The organism is Huijunlia imazamoxiresistens (assembly GCF_037132455.1).
In the GTDB taxonomy this organism is placed as follows: Bacteria; Bacteroidota; Bacteroidia; order Chitinophagales; family Chitinophagaceae; genus Flavisolibacter; species Flavisolibacter imazamoxiresistens.
In genome coordinates, this window is sequence record NZ_JBBBEI010000025.1 from 35,234 (window position 1) to 57,585 (window position 22,352).

Here is a 22,352-nt window from a genome sequence, read left to right on the forward strand (position 1 = left end):
TGGTAAATTAGTGAAGGTTGCCTTGCATTTGGACAACCGCTGACGCCAGCCCCGAAGAACAAAGGAATATGGGCGGCGTGGACTCTTTAATAAGGATGAGTTTATGATTATTATTGGTAAATTAATAGTGATTTTTCATAGGATTATTGGATTTTAATACGGGGCTGAATTTCCATTCCGGCCCTTTTTCTTTTATGTCCTGATAATACGTACCCGGGCACCGGCCCTGCAGCGCCCGGGTAGCGGGCTTCCTATTTTTCCACGACCAGTTGCATCGTTTTGCTGCCGGTGGCCGTTTGTAACCGCAGCAGGTACAGGCCGCCTGGCAGCCTGCCGGCATCGATGCTCAGGGTCTGGACGCGGCCCCCTTCGACCCTGCCTTTCTCCAGAACTGACAGCTTTGCGCCCTTGCTGTCATACAACACGAGTCGGTATTTTTCCGACTGCGGCAGCGTAAAGGTCACGGTCGCCCGGCCGGATACCGGGTTGGGAAAGGCCGCCAGCGAGGCCAGCCAGTTGTCCCGGGAAGCTTCCCTGTTGATGGTGAGGGCCTCCTGCTCGCCATTCGCCTCCGTGATCGCGGGTGCGGAAGCAGCGCCGGCATCGCGGGCCAGAACGCCTACCGCCAGTTTGGGCTCGGTATCCTGGTTGGTGGCCAGGATCACTACTTCGCCACCCATGGGCTGGTGGGTGCTGGTAGCCTCGTTGAACAGGTACTTCCCGCTGATCAGCGTTTTGGGCGGTCCAAAGGAAATGTTCGAAAGCGCCGTTTCCCGGTAAACGATATCCCCACCTTCCTCTTTGGAGCAATACACGATCTTCAGGGTGCCGGCGCCCTCGTTCAGTACGGCAATGCCCCGGGTGCCCTCAATGGAACAGGCCGGGTAAAAGCTCCAGTTGCCCGAAGTGGTGCGTTTTAGCAGGCCGATCTTGGTATAACCAGGAGTATCATAGGAAGTTTTCACCGCGCAATACAGGGTGCCGTCGCTGGCGCAGATCACGTTCATGTGGTCGTCGCCAAAACCATTGCCTTTACTCTGGGCGGAGCTGGAAGCGGGCTCTTCGTCAGCCGACCAGTTGCGCGGGTCGCCCCCGTCTGTATGGGTCTTGAAGCCGAAGCGCTGGGTATTCTGGTTGGACCACAGCACGCCGATCTTACCTGGAAGGGTGGTGATGGCGCAGATGTCGTCGTCCAGAATGCCTTCGGCTATGCGGAAGGTATCGCTCCAGTTGCTGTAGGGCGCATCGCTCCAACGCACGTTCACATCGGTCTTGGCACAGGACGCGATCCACATGCGGCCCCGGCCGTCGATGGCCAGGGTTGCCGATTCCGACCCGGAGCCAAAGTCCAGGTCTACCTTCGAGGTCCGCTGGCTCCACAGCTTGTATTTTCCGGTGCCGGCGTCGTATTCCACCGATACCAGTTGGGAGTCGTCCTCGGGTTCAAACATCAGAATATGTACTACGCTCCCCACCACGCGGCAGTCGGCATGAACGGTCTGCGAAGAGGAGAGGGTGAGCACATCGGTCCAGGAGGTCCCGTCGAGGCGGAACAGCCTGGTGCCGCTGGGAGTGGACAGCACGCTCCACCACTTGGAGGCATAATACCACACCTTGCCCTGCGGCTTATCGGCCGTGTTCTTGGCAATGGGCACCGGGCTAAGATCGGTCACGGAGGCAAAGCGCTGTGCCGTGCTTTGCTGGAAATAATAGGGCTCTCCCCCCGTGAAGCCTCCGTAAAGAGGCTGGCCGTCGGTGTCCTTGATGCCCGTGCCGCTTTCCTTTACATCCAGCCGCATCGCCCCGGTGCCGGCAACGGCATGTACGGTCACATCGTACACCATGCCGGTCGTGCCGACGGCCGTCAGTAAGGGGAGGGCCTTGCTGGCCAGCACCTCGTTACCCAGCACCGCCAGCGTGCCGCGGGCATCCCCACTGACGGTTGTGGGATAGAAGTCGCTAGGATCCACCCCGGTCACTTTTTCGGAAAAGGTTACGCGGAAGGTCACATCGCTCAGCCCGGTGGTATCGGCCAGTGGCGACTGGCGGGTGATGGTTTCCACGATCGGCGCCGGGTCTATAGTATAATTCGGTCCTGCCAGGCCGCCGGTAAGAGCATTGCCGGCAATATCGGTGATGCCCGTGCCGTTTTCCTTCAGGTCCAGGCGCAGGGTTACATACTTGGTAATGGAGCTGATGGTCACGTCAAAGGTCGTACCCGTCGTACCCACCGGCGCGACCGCATTGGCTGCCAGCAGGCCGGTCGGTTCACCGCTGATCAGGACGATGGTAAAGTCGGTGGGGTCTACCCCGGTCACCCCTTCGTTAAAGGTCACCCGGCAGGTCACGGCCGCGCCATGGGCCACTTCGGTGGTGGGTTTGAGGCGGGTCATGCCCAGGGGCGAAGGAACGGTGTAGTCAAAACTGTAGCTCTGCCCGGAGACGTAACCGCTGCCGGGGGCATTGCCTACGCCATCGAAAATGCCGGTACCGCCATTGCGCAGGTCCAGGCGCAGACTGCCGGTACCCGACAGGGCGGTGGCCGTTATATCATAGGTAGTGCCTTCGGTGCCTACCGCTACAACTGCATTCGAGGCCAGCGTACCTGTGGTAGTACCGCTGAGAGGGGTGAGGGTAAAATCGGCTGCATCCACGCCGGTTACCTTTTCCGAAAACGCTACCCGCCAGGTTACGGAGGAACCATTGGTCAGGCTGCCCGTGGGCAACTGGCGGTTGCTGCTCACCACCACGGGCAGGGTTTTATCAATGCTGTAGGTTTGGCCGGATTTGAAGCCGGCGAACGTAAAGCTGCCGGTGGCGGAAGGGCCGTCGCTCAGGGGACTGCCGTACGAATCGGAAATGCCGGTGCCGCTGGCCTTGATGTCCAGGCGGACTACCTCTGTGGTGGAAAGGCCACTTATGGTTACTTCATACAAAGACCCCGTACTGCCTGCCGGGACCACGGAGCCCACGGCACCGCTGGCCACCCCGCTCACCGTAGCAAGCGTAAAGTCGGCCGCATCCACGCCCGTCACTTTTTCGGAAAAGCTTACCTGCCAGGTGACCGAGGAGGCATTGGTCTGTTCCCCGGCAGGGGCCAGCCGGTGCACGCTGACCACCGTTGCCGGGGGATCCACGTTATAGGTCTGGCCCAAGGCATAGCCGCCGCTTAGGGCATTGCCCACCGCATCTTCCACCACGGCACCGCCGGCCACATCCAGCCGAACCGTACTGAAGGTGGTTATGCCGCTGGCCGTCACATCGAAAGTAGTGCCTGCGGTGCCTACTGTGGCCACGCTTGCCAAGGCGCCGGTGGGACCACCACTGAGCGTATGCAACACAAAGTCGGAAATATCCAGGCCCGTCACTCTTTCCGAGAATGTCACCCGCCACACAACCGAGGAGGTATTGGTGGTTTCGTTCAGTGGCGTCTGCCGGGCTATGCCCGACACCTCGGGCCGGGTTTGGTCGACGGTAAAGGCCTGGCCGGTGGTAAAACCGCCATTTAAGGCATTGGTGGCGATATCGGTTATGCCCGTACCGCTGGCCTTGACATCCAGCCGTACCAGGCCCGAGCCGCTTACATTACTTACGGTTACATCATAGGTCGTGCCCGCCGTTCCTGCCAGCACCACACCGCCCGCGGGCACGGCTCCGGTGGTGGTGCCGCTCAGGGCGGAAAAGGAAAAGTCGCTATACGAGACGCCCGTAACGGCTTCGGAAAACACCACCCGGTAGGTAAGGGACGTGACATTGGTGGTGGTTACCGCAGGAAGCTGCCGGCTGACGCTCACCACCGTGGGAGCGGTATGGTCCAGCGTATAGCTTTGCCCCGTGGTAAAGCCGCTGCCCAGGGCGTTGGCCACCACGTCCACAATACCCGTACCGCTGCTTTTTACGTTGAGTCGCAACTCACCGTTGCCAGTAAGCGCACCCACTTTTACATCCCAGGTCGTGCCGCCGGTACCAACCGGCGTAATGCCACCCGGGGCCAGCACCCCTTTGGCCGTGCCGCTGACAGTAGTCAGCGAAAAGTCGGCGGAATCCACGCCCGACACCGGCTCGGTAAAGGTGGCCCGGTACACGACCGTACTGCCATTGGTGCTGACAGCCGCCGGTGTATAGCGTTCGATGCTTTGCACCCTGGGCACTGTTTTGTCTATCGAAAAGGTCTGGCCGGCGCTATAGCCGCCACAGGCGTTTTTGGCGGCATCCACGATACCGGTACCTGTTCCCTTCAGGTCAATGCGCAGCTGGCCTGTGCCGCTGATGGAGGTGACTTTCACATCATAGGTGGTGCCGTCGGTGCCCATCATGTCCACATCGCCCGATTCGATGGTTCCCTTCACGGTCCCGCTGGTGGCCACCACGCTGAAGTCGGCCACCCCTACGGACGTCACTTTTTCGGTAAAGACCACCCGGTACACCACCGTGGAGGCCTTCGTGATCTCGGTCAGGGGCGTCAGGCGGCTGATGCTGCTGACATAAGGAACGACCTGGTCGACCGTAAAGGTCTGGCCGGTGGTAATGCCGCCCAACAGGGCGTTGGTGGCAATATCGGTGATGCCGGCGCCCGAAGCTTTCAGGTCGAGGCGCAGGGTGCCCGACCCGGTCACGGGGGCTACTGTGATGTCATAGAGGGTTCCTGCCGTACCCGATGGGGTGACCGATTGTACCGTACCGGCTACGGAGCCGTCGAGCCGGGTCACGGCAAAGTCGGCTGCGTCCACCCCTGCCATAGCTTCGGAAAAGCTGGCCCGGAAAACAAGGGTAGGGGCATTGGTAAGGGAAGTGGTAGGGGACTGGCGGTTGATGCCCAGGAGGGTGGGAGGGGTACGGTCAATGGTATAGCCCTGCCCGTTGGTATAGCCCGGGGCGGCATTGCCCGCCATATCGGCAATGGCCGTACCGGTGCTTTTGAGGCTCAATTTGAGGGCGCCGGTCCCGGTAATATCGGTGACCGCCACATCATAGGTGGTGGCGCTGCCGTCCACAGGAGTTACGCTGCTGACCGTGCCGCCCGGCGTACCGCTGGTAGGCGTTACGGCAAAGTCGGCCCGGTCCACGCCGGTTACTTTTTCGGAAAAGGTCACCCGGTAGGTCACAGCCGTTGCATTGGTGAGGGCGGCCTGCGGGACCAGCCGGCTCGAACTGACCACCCTGGGCACGGTTTCATCGGCATTGCCCACCAGCTTCATATCAAAGGCCAGGTCGCCATTCGACAGGGAATTCTGGTGCACTTCCACGGCCAGCAGGTTGGTTCCGGGGACAAAAGCCTCTTTGCCAAGGGTAAATGTTTTGGAGGTATTGGTGGAGGAAACCGCCAGGGTGGAATAGCCGATAGTGCCGGCAGGCATATTGCTCCGGTACACTTCCGCCCCGTTGAGGTATACCACCACGCCATCGTCGTAAGCGATGGTACCGGTAAAGCTGTTGTAAATGGCCGGCTCCGTGATGGAAATGGTTTTGCGGAAATAAGTGGTGGGATACTTCTGGCTGGGGACAGCTCCATAGCTGACCACGGTGGTGAGGCCGTCCATGCCATAGCCCAGCTTGCCATTGCCGCTTTTCCAGGAAGCATCACTAAAGGAGGGCGAGCGCCAGGCGGTTCCCTGGTCGGTACCGGCATCCAGGTACTTCCAAGAATCTTTATACGGGAAAATGGTTACCTGGGCGGTGATGGTGGTGGTCAGCAGCAACGAGCAGAGCAAAAAGAACGTCATTCTTTTCATACTCGGGAGGTTTTTTACAGGAATTAAATTTTAACCATAAGGCAGGAGACAAAAGGTATCTTTTCTTAAGGCAGGGGGATCGGGCGGCCGGGTGGTTTCCCAGAACCCACAGGACGAAACGCGAATCCTGCAAGCAGACCGGCACGCTGCCATAAGCCAGGGAATGGAAGCGCCACCTCGGGTAGGAAAAAGCCGTTACGGCAAGGTAAAAGTAGAACAGCTTCCGGGCAAAAGCAGTTAGAGGGCGGACAGAATATCATTAGAAAATCATTAGAAGGGCGCAGGCGCGGAGAGGACAATATTGCAGTTTTCCCTTCCCCCTGCTTTCACCAACGGGGACTGGAAGAGAATGCTTTATAAAAGACCAGGGCGCCGGTTGCGCGGCGCCCTGGGAATATTTAGGGATTCAGGAACATCTTCACGGTTTTGCTGCCGGAGGATGTCTGCAGCTTCACCAGGTACATCCCCTGGGGCAGCCGCGCCGTCTCCAGGGGGACCGTGATGCGCTGGCCAGCGATGGCCCGCCCCTGCTGCAGCACCGAGATCCGGGCGCCCGCCATATTGTACAGGCTCAGGGTGTATCCGCTCTTGGAAGGCAGGATAAAGCTGACCACAGCCGTACGGGAGGAAGCAGGGGCCCAGGCCAGCAGTTCGGCTTCGGGAAGGGTCCGGTGGGCCAGCCGCTCGGCCCCGGACTGCGTAGCATGGACGATGGGCGCAACAGCGGCATTGTCAAAGCCGATGATGCCTTCCGCCCGGTTGTTGTCCTGGTTGGTTGCCAGGACCACCACTTCATTGCTGTACGTCTGGTGGGTGCTGGTGGCATTGTTGTAATTGCCGGAAAGCAGGGTTTTCGTGGCCCCGAAAGAAATATTGGACAGCGGGGATTCCTTGTACAAAATGTCGCCGCCATTTTCCACCGACGTATACACCACTTTTATTTTTCCCAGCGCTTCGTTCAGCAGCACGACCGGCCGGGTGCCGTTGTGCGTAGAGCTGGTGTTCACGGTAACGGGATAGAGCGGGTCCCAGGTGCCGGCCGGCCGCCGCACCAGCAGGGCGAGGGTGGGATAGTCATCCCGGTCAAAGCCCGTCTTTACCGCGCAGTACAGGGTGCCGTCGGCAGCAGGGACGATGTTGAGGTGGTCATCGGCCAGCCCCAGCCCCACGTTGTCCTTTACCGATTCGATGGCCGGCAGTTCTTCCGGCGACCAGGTGGCGGGCGAGGCACCATCGCTGTGGGTGCGGAAGTAAAACCGGCGGGTATTCTGGTTCGACCACAGCACGCCGATTTTCCCCGGAAGAGTAGTGATGGTACAGATGTCATCGTCGGCCACGTTGGTGGCCAGCTTGATCTCGGAGCTCCAGCTGGAGTAGGGGGCGGCGCTCCACCGCACGTTCACATCCGAGGTGCCGCAGGAAGCGATCCACAACCTGCCCGTGCCGTCCATGGCCAGGGTGGCCGTTTCCGCGCCGGAACCGAAGGAAAGCGCGACCCGCGAGGTCCGCAGGGACCACAGCTTATAGGTTTTCAGGTTGCTGTCGTACTGCACCGACACCAGGTAGGAGGTCGTACTGGCCCCCCGGAACAGCAGGATGTGCACCACGTCGCCGACCACCCAGCAATCGGCCCGGCCGCTGTTGGAGCTGTAAACGGACAGCATAGGGGTCCAGCTGGTGCCGTCCAGGCGGAAGATCTTTGTGTCGCTGGAGGTGGGCAGCACGCACCACCACCGGCCGTCATGGCGCCATACCTTGGCCTGGGGCTTTTCGCCGGTATGTTTGCCCACGGAAACCCCTGCCAGGGTTGCCGTGGACGCAAAGCCGTAGGTGGTGGGCGGAGGAGCCGACTGGATGATATAGGTCTGCCCGGCGGTAAAGCCGCCGGTTAGGGGTTGGCTGTTCGCATCGGTGATCCCGGTTCCGCTTCCCTTCAGGTCCAGGCGCAGTTCGCCGGTACCGGTAATGCCGGAAACCGTCACATCGTAAACGCTGCCGCTCTGGGGCGCCACCGAGCTTACGCTGCCGGCAACGCTGCCACCAACGGCCGTAACCGCAAAATCGTCTACGTCCACACCGGTAACGCCTTCAGAAAAGGTGGCCCGGAAAACCACCGTTGAGGCACTGGTGGTGGAGGCGGTGGACTGGCGGTTAATGGAGAACACGGAGGGCGGCGGGTCGGTCGTTCCCCCGCCGGAGGCGACCAGGTTCAGGTCAAAGAGAATATCCGAGGAGGTGGTGCTTTTCTGGTGGATCTCCGCGGCAATCACGTTGCTGCCGCTGGTAAAGCGGGCGACGGGGACGGTAAACGTTACCGGGGCGGCGCCATCGTTGGAGGGACTGGCGGAAGCGGCGGTGGTATAGGAGATGGTGCCGGTGGGCATGTTGTTGCGATACACCTCCATGCCGTTGACGTACACCACGACACCATCCTCGCGGTAGGCGTTCACCGTAAAGCCGGTGAAGGTACTGACGTCGGCAATGGAGATGGTTTTGCGGAAATAGGTGGTGATGTATTTGTCGTCCTCGTCGGGGCCGTAGCTGACGGTGGTGGTGAGGCCGCTGAGGCCGTAACCCAGTTTGCCATTGCCGGTTTTCCAGGCGCCGTCATTAAAACCCAGGGCGCGCCAGGCGGTTCCCTGGTTGGTTCCATTGTCCAGGTAATTCCAGGAACTGCCAAAGGGAACCAGGGTAACCTGGGCGGTCAGGGTGGCGGCCATCAACAAAGAGCACAGCAGGAGGAACGTAAATCTTTGCATACACGGAATGGTTTTAATGGATATTGAATTTTACGCGAACGGGCATTCCGCTTATTGGCTCACCATGAGTTTCAGCGTTTTGCTTCCTTTGGAGGTATGCAGGCGCAGCAGGTAAAGACCGCCAGGCCTTCCGGCGTCTTCCAGCCTGAAGGTCTGCCGCAGACCAGCTTCCGCCCAGCCTTTTTTCACTACCTGGCGCCGGGCGCCACTGATGTCCTCCAGCACGACCTGGTAATTGTCGGATTGATCCAGCACGAAGCTCACCGTCACCGGTCCACCGGAGGGGTTGGGCACTGCCGCCAGTTCGGCCTGCAAGCCGCCCGCTCCGGGTATTTCCGACGGCAGTTCCACCAGGGCCGGGGCCGCAGCCCTGGCCGCGGTCGCCTCATCGCTCAATAACAAACCTTTTGCCCTGCCCTCCTCCAGGTCGGTGACCAGCACCACCACCTCGGATGTAAAAGCTTGGTGTGTGCTGGTAGCATGATTATACTGGCCATGGAGCAGGGTCCGGGCGGGCCCAAAGGAGATCGGGTAAAGGGCGGACTCCCGGTACAGGATATCGCCGCCGTCCTCAATGGAGGTATACACCACCCGCAGCTTTCCTGTTTGCTCGTTGACCAGGACAATGCCCCGGGTACCATGATTTTCATTTTCAGTCACGGTGTACAGTTTATCCCAGGTGCCGTCGGGACGGCGAACCAGCAGCGATTCCTTGGGATAATTGTCCGTGTCATAGCTGGTTTTCACGGCACAGTAAAGCGTGCCATCGCTGCCGCTGACAATGTTCATGTGGTCATCGGAAAAACCGGCCCCGACGTTTTTGGCCGATGTCGCGCCCGGCTTTTCGTCTTCCGCCCAGTCGTCCGGATCGTCGCCGTCGCTGTGGGTGCGGAAGCCGAAACGTTCGGAGTCCTGGTTGGACCAGAGCACGCCAATTTTTCCCGGCAGCTTGGCCAGGGTACAGATGTCATCGTCCGTGGCGCCCGAAGCCAGCTTGATGCGGCTGCTCCAGCTGGTGTAGGGCGCATCGCTCCAGCGCACGCTCACATCCCCGTCGCCGTCGGCGGCGATCCACATCCGGCCCCTGTCGTCCACCACCAGCGTAGCGACTTCGGCATCCGAGCCCAGGGAAAGGGAAACCCGGGACGGACGCCGGCTCCACAGCTTGTAGGTGTGTTGGGCCGCATCATATTCCACCGATACCAGCTGTGAGCTGGAAGACTCCCGGAATAACAGGATATGGGTCACGTCTTCCACCACCCAGCAATCCGCCTTGGCATCTTCGGCGCTGGAGAGGGTCAGCACGTCGGTCCAGGAGGTGCCGTCCAGGCGGAAGATCTTGGTGCCGTCGGAAGTTGCCAGCACGCTCCACCAGTGGCCGTCATGGGTCCACAGCTTTCCCTGGGGTTTGTGCTCGGTAGTGGCGGTAACGGATTGGGTATGGAGCGGCGTTACCGATTCAAATCCGTAAGGTATGGGCGGGTGGATGTTATAGGATTGCCCGGCGGTATAGCCACCGGCCAGGGAATTGCCCGCCCCATCCGTAATGCCGGTACTGCTGCTGATATCCAGGCGCAGCTGCACGTTTTTGGTGATGGAGCGCACCTCCACATCGTACCGGGAGCCGCTGGAATTGGCAGGAACCACCGACTCCGCGGCCAGCTCTCCGCTGGCGGTGCCTTCGAGTGCGGTGAGCAGGAAGTCAGTGGCATCCACCCCGGTAACAGCTTCGGAAAAGCTGACCCGGAAGATGACCGACGATTTTTCGGTATCCTTTTCATCCGGGGAATGGCGGTTGATGCTCACCACTTCCGGCGCGGTATAATCGATCGTATAGGCCTGGCCGGTAGCAAAGCCACTGGTTAAAGGGTTTCCCAAAACATCCATAATGCCCGTGCTGCTGCTTCGGACATCCAGGCGCAGTATGCCGGCACCACTTACCCTGGTGACCATTACGTCCCAGGTGGTACCGTCTGTACCTGCCGGCACCACGCCGTCCGAAGCGACCGCAGCGGTGGTGGTGCCACTGAGGGTGACCAGCGAAAAGTCGCTGCCCTTTAAACCGGTTACCGGTTCAGAGAACGCAACCCGGTAGGTCAGGGAGGGGGCATTGGTGGTGGAGCGGGAGGGCAATTGGCGGGTGATGCTGACCACGGTGGGTGCCTGAACGTCGAGGGTATAGCTTTCTCCGCCGGCAAAGCCACCACTGAGCTTGGAGCCGGCCCCGTCCACGATGCCCGTACCGCTGCTTTTAACACCCAGGCGCAGCTCCCCGCTGCCGCTCAGCGCGCTTACCCGCACGTCCCAGGTCGTGCCTTCCGGCCCCACGGGCTGTACGGCGTCCGGGGAGAGCACGCCTTTAACCGTGCCGCTGAGGGTTGTCAGGGAAAAGTCGGCCGCATCCACGCCGGCCACCGGCTCGGTAAAGGAAACCCGGTAGACCAGGGCGGCGGCATTGGTAAGGGGGGCGGCCGGTGCCTGGCGCCCAATGCCGAGCACCTGCGGGGGCGTTTTGTCGATGTGGAAGGTCTGCCCGGCGCTATAACCGTCACAGGCGTTTTTGGCCGCATCGCCAATGCCGGTAGCCGAGGCTTTCAGGTCGAGGCGCAGCAAGCCCGAGCCGCTGATGGAAGACACCTTTACGTTATAGGTGGTGCCATCGGTGCCCACCGGGTCCACGTCGCCGGATTCGATTTCGCCCTTTACCGTTCCGGAGGCGGCCACCACGCTGAAGTCGGTCCTGCCCACTCCGGTTACTTTTTCGGAAAAGGCCACCTGGAAGGTAACCGTGGAGGCCTTGGTCAGCTCCATAAGGGGCGAAAGCCGGGTGATGCTCTTTACAAAAGGAGGGGTTTGGTCCACGATGTAGGCAGGCCCGGAGGTAAAGCCGGCGACGGAGGTATTGCCGACCATATCGGTTATAGCGGTGCCACCGGATTTCAGGTCCAGGCGAAAAGTGCCTGTTCCGGTAATAGCGCTTACCGCCACATCAGACAAGGTGCCGCTGCCATCCACTTGCGTGACCTGGCTGACGGTCCCGCCCGGCGCACCGCTGGTGGGGGTCAGCACAAAGTCCGTCACGTCCACGCCGCTCACTTTTTCAGAAAAGCGGAACCGGTAGGTGAGGGCGGAGCCCCGGGGCTGGGCGTCCCCGGGCGGCAGCAGGTCCGCGTTGAGCACCCGGGGCGGGAGGACATCCGGGTAGGCCGACAGTTTCATGTCAAAGACCATATCCGATAAACTTTCCGCCTGCTGGTGTACCGCCACGGCAACTACATTGGTGCCGGGTACAAAAACCCCTTTGCTGATGGGAAACTTTTTGGTAAAAGTTCCCGCTGTAGTGGCGGGCGTTAGCGACGTGAGGGTACCGGCGGGCAGGTTTTTGCGGTACACTTCCACGCCATTTATATAGACCACTACGCCATCGCCAAATTGAACATTCCCGGTAAAATCATCAAACTGTTCCGGGTTGGAGAGGGTAAGGGTTGTCCGGAAATAGGTGGTCGTGTAAAGGGGGGCGGTACCGGAACGTAGCAGGGTAGAAAGACCCTCCAGGCCGTAGCCCAGCTTGCCGCTGCCGCTGCTCCAGAAAGCGTCATCGAAGGGGGAAAGGTGCCAGGCAGTGCCCGGGTCCGCAGCACCCGTAAAAAATTTCCAGGAAGATTTGTAGGGCAAAAGGGTTTGCTGTGCGGTCAGGGTGAAGGTCAAAAGGAGGAAGCACAGAAAAGAGAGGATACATCTTTTCATAGCTGGCGGTTTTTGTTAGGAATGAAATTTTAAGGATAAGGCAGGACGTCCGGAAGCTTTCGGGGGAGGATTAGGGCAGGCAGTAGTGGCGGCAGCTTTGCTCAGGGAAGGAGGATCGGGTCCAGCCAAATATAGAACAGCTTCCAGGGAAGGGCGGTTAGAGAAGCGACAGAATATCATTAGAAAAATATTAGAGCGTACTGGGCGAAGCCTTCCGGCTGCTTTTTGGGGCTTACGGAGCACCTGGAAAAAGGACAGCAGGAAACTAGGAAAGGGCGTCCTTCATCAGGACGGCGGCCAGGGTAAAATACAGGATCATTCCGGTCACATCCGCCAGGGTGGCCACCAGGGGGGCGGAGGCGGCAGTGGGACTTGCGCCTGCTTTTTTTAAGAGCATCGGCAGCAACGAACCGCAGAGGGTGCCCCACAGCACGATGCCGGTCAGGGAAAGGAAAAGCGTGAGCCCCAGCTGCCCTCCTCCATAATCCCAGAGGTGAAGCCGCTGCCCCAAGGCGAGGCTCAAACATCCCAGGCCTCCCAGCAGGACGCCTGACAGGAGGCCGGCAGCAGCCTCCCGGCGCAGGAAATACCACCAGTCGCTAAGGGAAAGCTCTTTCAGCGCCAGGACCCGTATTACCAGTGCCGCCGCCTGCGTGCTGCTGTTGCCGCCGCAGCAGAGAACCAGGGGAAGAAACAGTACCCGTACCCCTGCATTGGTAAGTGCAGCCCCAAAACGGTTCATAACCAGGACCGTAAGTAACTCAATCCCGAACAGCAGGACCAGCCAGCCGGCTCTTTTGCGCAGCAGGTCGAAAAAAGACGTGTGCGCATAGGGGGCTTCCAGGGCGGTTATCCCCCCGAACTGCTGCAGTTGCCCCGTACTTTCCTGCGCTGCTACCTTCAGCACATCATCCACGGTGACAACGCCGACCAGATGATAATCGCCATCGGTCACCGGCAGCACTTCTCGGTCGTATTTGCGGAACTTCTGGAGCGCCTCTTCCCGGCTGTCGGTCATTTTCAAACGGACACAGAAGCCGTCCAGTAGCTGCCGGATCGTTGTTTCCGGTTCACTGAGCACGAGTTTCCGTACCGGCACATCGTCCAGCAGCCTGCCCTTCTCATCCACGACATATATTACGTTGACCGCCTCGGAGTCTTTGTGGTGCTCTCTTAAATAGGCACAAGCGCCCCCTACGGTCATGGAGCGGTCAATGGCGGCAAAATCGGTATTGATGAAACGGGCAACACTTCCGGGAGGATACTCCAGCAACGCTTGTATGGCCGCTTGGTTTTTCTCGCTGAGCAGCCCAAGGTAAACCAACAGTTCCCCGGCTTTCAGGGCGGAGAAAAAAGCCATCCGCTCGTCTGAAGGCAATGCATTGAGCAGGTAAGAGGCCCGGGATCTGGCTATTTCCCGGAGGATCTTCTTCTGCAGCATAAGGCCCAGGTAGGGAAACAAGGATACGCCGGCACCGACCGGCAAGGCGACAAAGGCATGGAGCGCCCTGTCGGCGGGCAGCGTCTTCAGCAGGCTGGCACGCTCCTGTGGAGGAAGGGACTTATTTTTCTGAAGGTCGAGTAGGGAGTTGTCAGATTCCGGGGCGACTTTGCTCTTTGATTCCATCAGATGCATATCCTGCTTTTTAGTAATAGTAGAATTCAGCGGCCCTCCTTCTGCAGGCGCTCTATACCCTCCAGGGAAAAACAGTTGGCGCCCCTGCCACTTCCTGCGGGAAATTACCGGCAGGACGGATGAGCGCAGGGTGACAGAAAAGGAGAGGGGGGCCTGCCATGAGAGAAAAGGAATGAAAAACACCTGGACTTTGCCGGTACAGTGAAAATCGTCCCCGGTAAGCAATGGGGCTTTACAGGAACGGAATTATGGGTGTACGGATCTTTTGCAATTTCCCGGGCTCGGAAGGTGCACATTCCCTTTTGGATTCGATGACTCCTGGCGGTTAGAACGGCCAGGCATTTTCCGGAAGGGTATAAGGCTCAGTCCCGGCTGATTGACATTACGGGAAGGACCGGTGTACAGGATAAAAGTAGAACAACTTCCAGGCAAAGCGGGTTAGAGAGGGAACAGAATATCATTAGAAAAACATTAGAAAGCCTTAGAGGTGGGGCAGCTCGATGGTAAAGGTCGTGCCCTCCTGAAGGCGGGAGGCAACGGAGATAGCGCCCTGGTGCAGGCGGATGATCCGGTCGGCCAGGGGCAGGCCGATGCCATAGCCTTCGGCATATTGCCAGTTGGCGCCCCGGTAGAAAGGCGTGAAAATATGGGGCAGGTCGCCCTCGGACAGCCCGATACCGGTGTCGGCAAAACTCAGTTTGGTATAATGGCTGCAGAAACTAATCGCTACGGCCGACTCATTGTTGGCGGAATACTTGCAGCCGTTCTGCATCAGGTTGGCAAAGGCCACTTTCAGCAGGTATTCGTTGCCGGCGACGGAAATATTGTGGTCCTCCTCGATTTCCTGCTCAAAGGTGACATGCACCCGGTACTCCGGGTTAGAACGCAGGACCTGCTGGCGGGCATCCAGCAGCAATTCGTCCAGCCGCAGGGTTTTAAAACTGATCTCCGACTGGTCATAGCTGGCTTTGGCCAGGTCCAGCAGGCCCTGGGAAAGTTTGGCCAGCTTGCGGGCATCGCTGAGCACGTTCTGAACTGCGGCCTGGTATTCCCGGGGACGCCGCTGCCGGGCCGAGGTCAATTCCAGTTCCGCGATCATGGCGGCCAGGGGGGTACGTAGTTCGTGGGAGATGTTGGAAACAAAGTTTTTCTGGGCTTCGAAGGAGCGTTCCAGGCGGTCGAGCATCTGGTTAAAGGTAACGGCCAGCTCCGAGATCTCGTCGCGGTGGTTGCCTTCATTGACCCTCAGATCGAGGTTGGTGGCCGTGATGGATTTTACTTTTTTGACCATATTGGTTACCGGGGAAAGCGCATTTTTCGCAAAGAACTGGCCGGCGCCGAAAATGAGCACGATGGAACAAACAAAAACGATCAGCATGGTCTGGCCCAGGTTGTTCAGTTTATTGTAGCCGTACTGGTCGTAGGCGGTGGCGGTGACAATATAGTTCCGGCCCCTGAAGGGAAACTGCATCCCCACGACCTGCCAGCGGTCCTGGTAGAACTGGATTTCCCCTTCCCTTTGGATTTGCAAAATCATTTGCCGGGTTTCTTTCACCAGGTCGATATTGACGGCGTCATGATACAGCAGGTGAAAATCCCTGTCATAAATGGCCACCTCTACCTCATTGATGGTAGCCCGGTTGTTCCGGTAGATGGTTTGGAGGGTGGGCACCGGTACTTCGGCCGTGAAAAACAGGTTGGCCTTGGTGATGGCTTCCTTTGTCAGGCTGGTGTAAAATTCGGTTTCCCGGTCCTTATAGGCAGAATAATAGATCGAAGCGGCAAAGGAAAGCAGGATGGCGCCGGCCAGGGCGGTAAACAGCAGGCTTATTTTGTTTCTGACTTTCATTCTGCTTTCAGGGCGAAGCCCATCCCGGATTTGGTATGAATGAGTTTGGGTTCGAAGTTTTTATCGATCTTTTTGCGCAGGTAGTTGATATAGACGTCGATAAAATTGGTGCCGGTGTCGAAGTGCGTGCCCCAGACGTTTTCGGCAATTTCCTTGCGGGACAATACCCTTTCGGGGTTCTGCACCAGGTACTCCAGCAATTTAAATTCCTTGGGAGTCAGGTCAATGGGGCTTTCGTCGCGTTTGACGCCCTTGGTGTGCAGGTTGATTTCCAGGTTGGCATATTTCAGCAGGAATCCCTGCGTCTTCATTCTCCCGCTGTGGCGCTTTAGCAGCACACGGCTGCGGGCGTACAGCTCGCGGAAATCGAAGGGTTTGACCAGGTAGTCGTCGGCGCCGGCGTCGAATCCCTCGACTTTATCGTCCGTGGAGCCCAGGGCCGTCATCATGATGATGGGGGTCTCGGGTTTGGCCATACGGATCTCCTTGCACAGGTCAAGGCCATTGAGCTTGGGCAGAATGATGTCGGTAATGATCAGGTCGAACTCTTTGCTCAGGGCCAGTTTTCGGCCCATCATCCCATCGTAGGCCAGCATGACGGAATAGCCCTGTTCCTCCATTCCCCTTTTGATCAGGGAGGCCAAACGCTCATCGTCTTCAATCAGTAAAAATTCCATCGTATTGAGGTGGTTTAACTGCTTGTCCGTTTCCGGGTGTTTCCAGGCAGGGTACGATGTCAGGATGCTGGTCTTCACGGGCTTTCGCCCTCCCGGAACAAACGGGCAGTGGGTTATTGGATGTCCAGCTTCTCAAAAAAACTCTGCAATTTTCAGACCAGCTCAGCTTAGTTCAGGTTGAGGCCAAAGGCGAGGCCGGCCCAGGGTTTCTGCTGGTAGATCCAGACCCTTTTGTTGCGGTCCAGTAAATGGTCCCAGCCCAGGGCCAGGCCCACGGTAAAGCGGTTGAGCCCCAGGATGCCTGCCAGGCCTTTGGACCAGACCACGCCATCGTATTCAATAGAGATCCGCTCATTCGTCACCCAGGGATTCATGGCGGTGGCTCCCACACCGGTGAAGCCTCCAAAGGAAAAGCCGTAGTGGTTCGTTTCCCGGCTGTGGCAGCCCAGCGGGTCGGTGGTGAAATCCAGGGAGTACACGTCCGTTCGGTACCCCAGGTAAACCGCTCCATTCAGGCTGGTGGTAAACTGGTTGGGAAAGCCCTGAACCGGTGGCCGGTATTTGAACAGGATGGAAAGAAAATCCACGTCAAAACTCTTTTGGTGGAAGTGAATCCCATTCGGGTACGATTGAGGAAGAGCTTCCCCCTGAGGCGGCAGCAGGGTAAACATCCCGGTGTCCACCCCGTAGTAATTTCCCGTCTTTTTCAGGGAGTATACCCGGATGTCCTCTTCTTCCGTATCCACATACACCTTCCGGGAAGGCTGGCCGGGCACTTTCTGGGTATAGTAACCATCCGTGAACTGGTATTTGGGCGTGTTCAGCAGGGTGGTGCAGGAGGCAAGCCCCAAAAGGAAAATCAAAGACAGGCAGAGGCGTACTTTGTTCATGTTCCCGGTTTTAGTGGGCCGATTTCCTGTCTGGTGCAGGCACAGGGCGCAGGAAAAGTACCCGAAATATTTCACCTTGCAAAAAGGCGGACGGGTGCGGAGGGCGGCTACATTTGTGCGCGAAGCACGACCACTATGGCAACGAATATACAACCCATCCTCCAGGACATCAACTGGATCGACGTGACCGACCCCACCCCCGGGGAAATGCAACAGCTCAGCCAGCAATACGGCCTCAACGAACACATCGTCCGGGACTGCATGCAACCCGAGCACCTGCCCAAGTACGAGTTTGTAGAGGACGTGCACTTCCTGATCCTGCGCTATTACGCCCGCCCTTCCGATAAGCGGGTAACCACCATCCAGGACCAGACCAACAAGATCGCCATCTTCTTTACGTCCCATTTTTTTATTACCATTCATAAGTCGGAACTCACCTTTCTGGAACTCCTCAAACGCCAGGCGGCCCGTGGAAAATGGGATACCACGGCTGACGTGCTGCTGCAGGTTTGCTGGCAAACGCTGGAAACCTTTGAGGAACCGGGTAAACCTACAGGCAGCCACAGGTATGGGCAAATTGACCCCTTTGCTTGTCGATTCGTTCTGTAGGAGGCTATAGCTTTTCCTTAGACGCTTCAGCTTTTTTTCTTTCCCTTTTTTCTATCGCTTTCATGACGGAAAAATCATTGCGACCAAGCTCCTCATCACTCAGTATAGAGATAAACTCATGCAGGTCCAGTTGATAAAACTGGCAGATCCGTAATGCCATGAGAAAACTCAGTTCCCGCTGGCCGCGTTCGATCTTAAGATACGTTGAGTGTGATGTTTGCAAAGCCTCGGCCAGTGCTCTGTGATCGGGTTGGTAAAGATGCCGCAGATGGGCGAGCAGCTCTCCGAGCGTAAGCTTTTTCTCTGATAAGGAGGGATCCATAAGCCGAACAAATTATTGATATCCCAAAGATCGGTAAACCGCCAGGCAAATTTCCTTCTAAATTTTTTTAAATGGACCCGCTTGCAAAGGCTTCCAGTTGTGAGGCAGCAGTTCCTTTATTCGATTGATGGGATGCATCGGCAGGCGGGTAAGTACATCTTTGAGCCACTCGTAAGGGTTGAGGTCATGCATTTTGCAGCAGCCTACCAGGCTGTAGATCATAGCGGTGCGATGCGCCGCAGTATGAGACCCGGCGAATAAAAAGTTCCGTCTCCCCAGAGCCACCGGGCGGATAGCATTCTCTATTTGGTTGTTATCAATCAAAAGCATTCCATCCCCGGTATACCGGCACAACTTTTCCCATCGTTTAGAGCAATAGGTAATCGCTTTACCTAATGGACTTTGGGGCAAAACCTTTCCGGCCTGCATGGCGGACTTCTTTTCCCCGATCCAGCCTCCCAGGCTTTTAAGTATCGGAACCGATTCTTCCTGTCGGATCTCCTTAATCTTATCAAAGCAGTATTGCGCCTCCCGGCACCTTCGCTCAATGGCGTAAAGCTGTTGTATCCGCTGCAGGGCGTATTCCGCTTCCGGCCTGCTGGTTTCCAGGGCTTCTACAAAGTACCTCCGGGCGTGCGCCATACAGTTCAAATGAATAATGTGCTCACTGTTATCATAGTCATTATAAACTTCATGCCTGTCGGTGTGCAAATAGCCCCTGAACCCGGCCAGCATTGCCTTCGGCGCCTCTTTATTGCGTGAGCGCTGGTAGTCGAAGTACACCAGCCTTTTGATGCTGTTGTTGTATACCCAGAAGTAGCCCCGGTGTATCTTTTTGCCGGCTTTGCTGTTGTCCAGCACCTTGATCTCCGTTTCATCGGCATGCAGGTAGCCGCTTTGCTGTAGTTCTTTGCGCAGGGCATCATAGAGCACTTCCAGGAGGTTGGCGGTCAGCCCGATCCAGGCGATCAGGGTGGAATAGGCGATGCTGATGCCGTTTTGCTCAAAGCGCTGCATCTGCCGGTAAGCCGGCAGGTGGTAAATAAATTTGTCGATGAGGATCTGGGACAGAAGGCCGGGGCCGGCAATGCATTTAAAGACACCCTCGACCGGCAGGGGCGCCGTTATGATCTTTGTGCCTTCCTGCAGGCTGCGGCGGGGCACTAGGTAGCGGGGCCGGATGGTCCTTTTTACGACGAGTTCTCCGGGAATGTATTCGAGTTGCTCGGTGACCTCTTCGCCGATCCGGATGCTGCCTTCCGGAATGAAGTCCGGTTCCACTACGATATCTATCCTTCTCAGGCGGGAAGACAAGGGGCTGCGCCCGGGATGGGAAACCGGATTTTTCGCTGTTTTAAGGGTAGAACTTACCTGCTTTGCCTGTACTTCACCGGCCTGCCGATCCTGGCGTGCCTCCTGCTTTGATTCAGTGGGCTGCTGACCCGCGGCAGTGGAGGATACAAAACGTTCCCGGCGGCTGCCAAAGAGCATTTTCTTCAACTGGGCATTTTCATGCCGCAGCAGGGCAATGGTTTGCAACGCCTCGTCCAACAAGGGTTTTGTTTCTTCGTAAAGAGCTTTGTAATCTATGGCGGGCGGGGTGGGCATGCAGGAATATAAATATCGGCAAAGCTCATCTATAATGCAAATGATTTTCAATCCTTTTGCGCAACCGGGGCATAGCGTTTTCGGTAATGGACCTGCCCTAAAGAAATGCCCTGCAGGATCAGTAAAAGCTGCTGGCAGCTGATCAAAGGGGAGCCGCCGTCCCCTTGCTGAGGAGCCGGCATCTCAAAGGTGCCCTTCTCCAGGCGCTTGCTGTATAAGGCAAAGCCGTCCCTTTCCCAGCGAAGCAGCTTGATATGGTTGCGGTGGCGGCTCAGGAAAATAAAGATATCACCGCTGAGGGGATCACCCTGCATCTGCTCCCGGACAAGGGCTGCCAGGGAATAAAAACTTTTTCTCATATCGGCCGGTGGCCGGTACAGGAAATAACGGTAAGCGTCGCTAAGGGCCAACATGGTGGTCAGGATATTAGGGTTCGCAAGTAAGTGGCGGCTACCGGCTGGTAGAACTTAATATTGGTGCCGCCAGCCAGGACCAGTTCGGCATACAGGGAAGGGGTATCGGGTACCTCAGCGGGAGCTGCAGGAAGTTGAAGGGGCACGAAATCACTGTTGGACTGTTGACCGCCCTTGGGGCGGTATCTCTTGAGCCAGGTATGGAACAGGGAATCGGAGAATCCGTGCTGGCGGCAAAAAGAAGCAATGGAAAGGTCGCTTTTTTCCCATTCCTGGATGAGACCGAGCTTCTCCGCATCGGTTCGCCTGTTGATCGACTTTTTGGGGGTTGTATTCATGATCCGGGGGTAAGGACTAAAGCTACCACCGGTTATTGGGATAAAAAATATGTGGCTGCCTGTAGGCTTACGGAACCGGCAGGCCGGCTGTCCGATCAGCTGGATTTTTATGAATCCCAGATCATGGTGCGCAAAACCACCGGAGACCAGATGGAAGCGCTTTATACGATCAAGCGGGAAGCCTCACTGGCCCACAAGGTCCTGATGCTCATGCAGGAACCCATCAACCATATCCGTCCTGACCCTGGAGATGAAGCTTCCCTGCAGGATGTACGCGACCAGCACCTGAAGATGCAAATCCTGTACAGCCAGGTGCTGGACAATGTCAACAACCTGATGAACCTGTTTTTGTCGTTTTCTTCTCAAAAGACCAACGATATCATGAAGGTGCTGACCCTTTTCTCTGCGTTCTTCATGCCCCTGACCTTTATTGCCGGCATTTACGGAATGAATTTCACGTATATGCCCGAACTGGGTAAAAAATGGGGGTACCCGGCAGTGCTCCTGCTGATGGTGGCGGTAGCGGCGGGCATTTACGCTTGGTTCCGGCGCAAAAAATGGCTGTAAAGCGGTGAAACCGGCAGGCCTCTAGGGAAACGTGCGCAGCAAAATGTACCGGAAAAGGATTTCCAGGGCCAGCAGCACCAGCGCCGCCAGCAGGAACGGGGCAAACTTTTCCGCCACCCGCTCTTTGGTGATCACCTCTACCCGGGACTTTTCCAGCCGGTCGATGTAGCGGTAGATGTCGCGGAGGCCTTCCTTGTCCCGGGCCCGGAAATATTCGCCCCCGGTGCCGATGGCAATGCGTTTCATCAATTCCTCGTCCAGCCCGCCTCCGCTTCCCTGCAGCCCCCTTTCCCCGACGGTGGCCGAAGGAATGGCATTCATGCCGATAGTGTATACTTTTACGCCCTTTGCCCGGGCGATTTCCAGGGCGGTGAGCGGGTCGATCAGGCGGTTTTCCGGCGGCTGCTCCTTGCCGTCGGTGAGCAGGATCACCACCTTGCTTTTCGAGCGGCCGGCGGAGAGCCGTTCCACGGCTGTGGCCAGCCCTTCGCCGATCAGGGTGCCGTCCTGGAGCATGCCGCTGCGCAGGCCCTGGATCTGTTCCAGCAGCACCTGGTGGTCGGAAGAGAGGGGGACCAGGGAGTAGCTTTCCCCTGAAAAGATCACCAGCCCGATGGGGTCTACGGGCCGCGAGCGTACAAAATCGGCGGCCACCTGCTTGGCTACCTCCAGCCGGTTAGGGTAAAAATCCGAAGAGAGCATGCTGCCGCTCACGTCCATGGCCAACACGATATCCATGCCTTCGCCCCGGATTTGTTTTTGCGCATTGCGCACCTGCGGGCGGGCCAGGGCCAGGAGGAGACAGCCCAGGGAAAGCAACCGCAACACCAGCGGCAGAGGCGCCAACAGGTTGCGGAACGTTTTGACCGTAAACGCCCGGGCCGTGGTCACCATGAAGCCGGCTTTCAGGGAGGCGGCCATGCGCACCTGCAGCCAGGCAAAAACGGGCAGCATGCCCAGGAAAGGCAACACCCATTTGCGGGCGAATTCAATGTCTTTAAACCAATCGTACAACATCATCGGCGTTTTGGCTTTGTGGGGTGACAGGCAGTTGGGAAGGCCCCTCCCGCTCCCCATGTTCTTTCAATTTAACCTTGCCGGCTACAGCAAGGTGCTTAAATTGCCTGGATGAGGGGATTTTGCATTGGCTATATCGTTACTTCCCTGCTGATCCATTTGTGGGTAGGCAGCGTGTATACCTTAGT

At 57.8% G+C, this 22,352-nt stretch carries 14 protein-coding genes; 2 read left to right on the forward strand and 12 right to left on the reverse strand.

Annotation, left to right across the window (positions count from 1 at the left end; genetic code table 11):
- Positions 1-251: 251 nt before the first annotated feature.
- From V9K67_RS22140 to V9K67_RS22170, 7 genes are all read right to left on the reverse strand, one after another.
- A complete protein-coding gene (locus V9K67_RS22140; RefSeq protein WP_336726368.1) occupies positions 252-5,732 on the reverse strand; it encodes an Ig-like domain-containing protein in 5,481 nt (1,826 codons plus the stop codon).
- Positions 5,733-6,130: 398 nt separating this feature from the next.
- Positions 6,131-8,491 (reverse strand): T9SS type A sorting domain-containing protein, encoded by a 2,361-nt coding sequence (locus V9K67_RS22145; protein ID WP_336726370.1) that lies wholly within the window; start codon positions 8,489-8,491, stop codon positions 6,131-6,133.
- Positions 8,492-8,542: 51 nt separating this feature from the next.
- On the reverse strand, positions 8,543-12,238 hold the full coding sequence (locus V9K67_RS22150; RefSeq protein ID WP_336726372.1) for a T9SS type A sorting domain-containing protein: 3,696 nt from the start codon (positions 12,236-12,238) through the stop codon (positions 8,543-8,545).
- Positions 12,239-12,503: 265 nt separating this feature from the next.
- Positions 12,504-13,874: a magnesium transporter gene (locus V9K67_RS22155; protein ID WP_336726374.1), complete on the reverse strand. Its 1,371-nt coding sequence runs from the start codon at positions 13,872-13,874 to the stop codon at positions 12,504-12,506.
- Positions 13,875-14,355: 481 nt separating this feature from the next.
- Positions 14,356-15,723, reverse strand: a complete 1,368-nt coding sequence (locus tag V9K67_RS22160; protein WP_336726376.1) for a HAMP domain-containing sensor histidine kinase — start codon at positions 15,721-15,723, stop codon at positions 14,356-14,358.
- Positions 15,720-16,478 (reverse strand): response regulator transcription factor, encoded by a 759-nt coding sequence (locus V9K67_RS22165; RefSeq protein WP_336726378.1) that lies wholly within the window; start codon positions 16,476-16,478, stop codon positions 15,720-15,722. Before V9K67_RS22165 ends, V9K67_RS22160 begins: the two co-directional genes overlap by 4 nt.
- A gap of 89 nt (positions 16,479-16,567) precedes the next feature.
- Positions 16,568-17,290 carry a hypothetical protein gene (locus V9K67_RS22170; protein WP_336726380.1) on the reverse strand — a complete coding sequence of 241 codons (723 nt, stop codon included), beginning with the start codon at positions 17,288-17,290 and terminating at the stop codon, positions 16,568-16,570.
- A gap of 135 nt (positions 17,291-17,425) precedes the next feature.
- Here V9K67_RS22170 and V9K67_RS22175 point away from each other — a divergent pair, with 135 nt between their 5' ends.
- Positions 17,426-17,899, forward strand: coding sequence for a CorA family divalent cation transporter (locus tag V9K67_RS22175; RefSeq protein WP_336726381.1), 474 nt, complete (start codon positions 17,426-17,428; stop codon positions 17,897-17,899).
- 4 nt (positions 17,900-17,903) lie between these two features.
- Here V9K67_RS22175 and V9K67_RS22180 read toward each other — a convergent pair whose 3' ends face one another.
- The 4 genes from V9K67_RS22180 to tnpA are packed head-to-tail and all read right to left on the reverse strand — an operon-like array spanning position 17,904 to position 20,580.
- Positions 17,904-18,221 carry a helix-turn-helix domain-containing protein gene (locus V9K67_RS22180; protein WP_336726382.1) on the reverse strand — a complete coding sequence of 106 codons (318 nt, stop codon included), beginning with the start codon at positions 18,219-18,221 and terminating at the stop codon, positions 17,904-17,906.
- Between the two features lie 57 nt (positions 18,222-18,278).
- Entirely contained in the window at positions 18,279-19,829 is a 1,551-nt protein-coding gene (gene tnpC, locus V9K67_RS22185; RefSeq protein ID WP_336726385.1) for an IS66 family transposase, read from the reverse strand.
- Between the two features lie 47 nt (positions 19,830-19,876).
- Complete coding sequence (tnpB, locus tag V9K67_RS22190) at positions 19,877-20,242, reverse strand: IS66 family insertion sequence element accessory protein TnpB (protein ID WP_336726387.1); 366 nt, start codon at positions 20,240-20,242, stop codon at positions 19,877-19,879.
- Between the two features lie 5 nt (positions 20,243-20,247).
- Positions 20,248-20,580 (reverse strand): IS66 family insertion sequence element accessory protein TnpA, encoded by a 333-nt coding sequence (gene tnpA, locus V9K67_RS22195; protein ID WP_336726389.1) that lies wholly within the window; start codon positions 20,578-20,580, stop codon positions 20,248-20,250.
- Positions 20,581-20,631: 51 nt separating this feature from the next.
- Between tnpA and V9K67_RS22200 the strand changes: the two genes are divergently transcribed.
- On the forward strand, positions 20,632-21,147 hold the full coding sequence (locus V9K67_RS22200) for a CorA family divalent cation transporter (RefSeq protein ID WP_336726392.1): 516 nt from the start codon (positions 20,632-20,634) through the stop codon (positions 21,145-21,147).
- A gap of 21 nt (positions 21,148-21,168) precedes the next feature.
- Here the strand turns inward: V9K67_RS22200 and V9K67_RS22205 are convergent, their stop codons facing one another.
- Positions 21,169-22,167 (reverse strand): VWA domain-containing protein, encoded by a 999-nt coding sequence (locus V9K67_RS22205; RefSeq protein ID WP_336726394.1) that lies wholly within the window; start codon positions 22,165-22,167, stop codon positions 21,169-21,171.
- Positions 22,168-22,352: the final 185 nt, after the last annotated feature.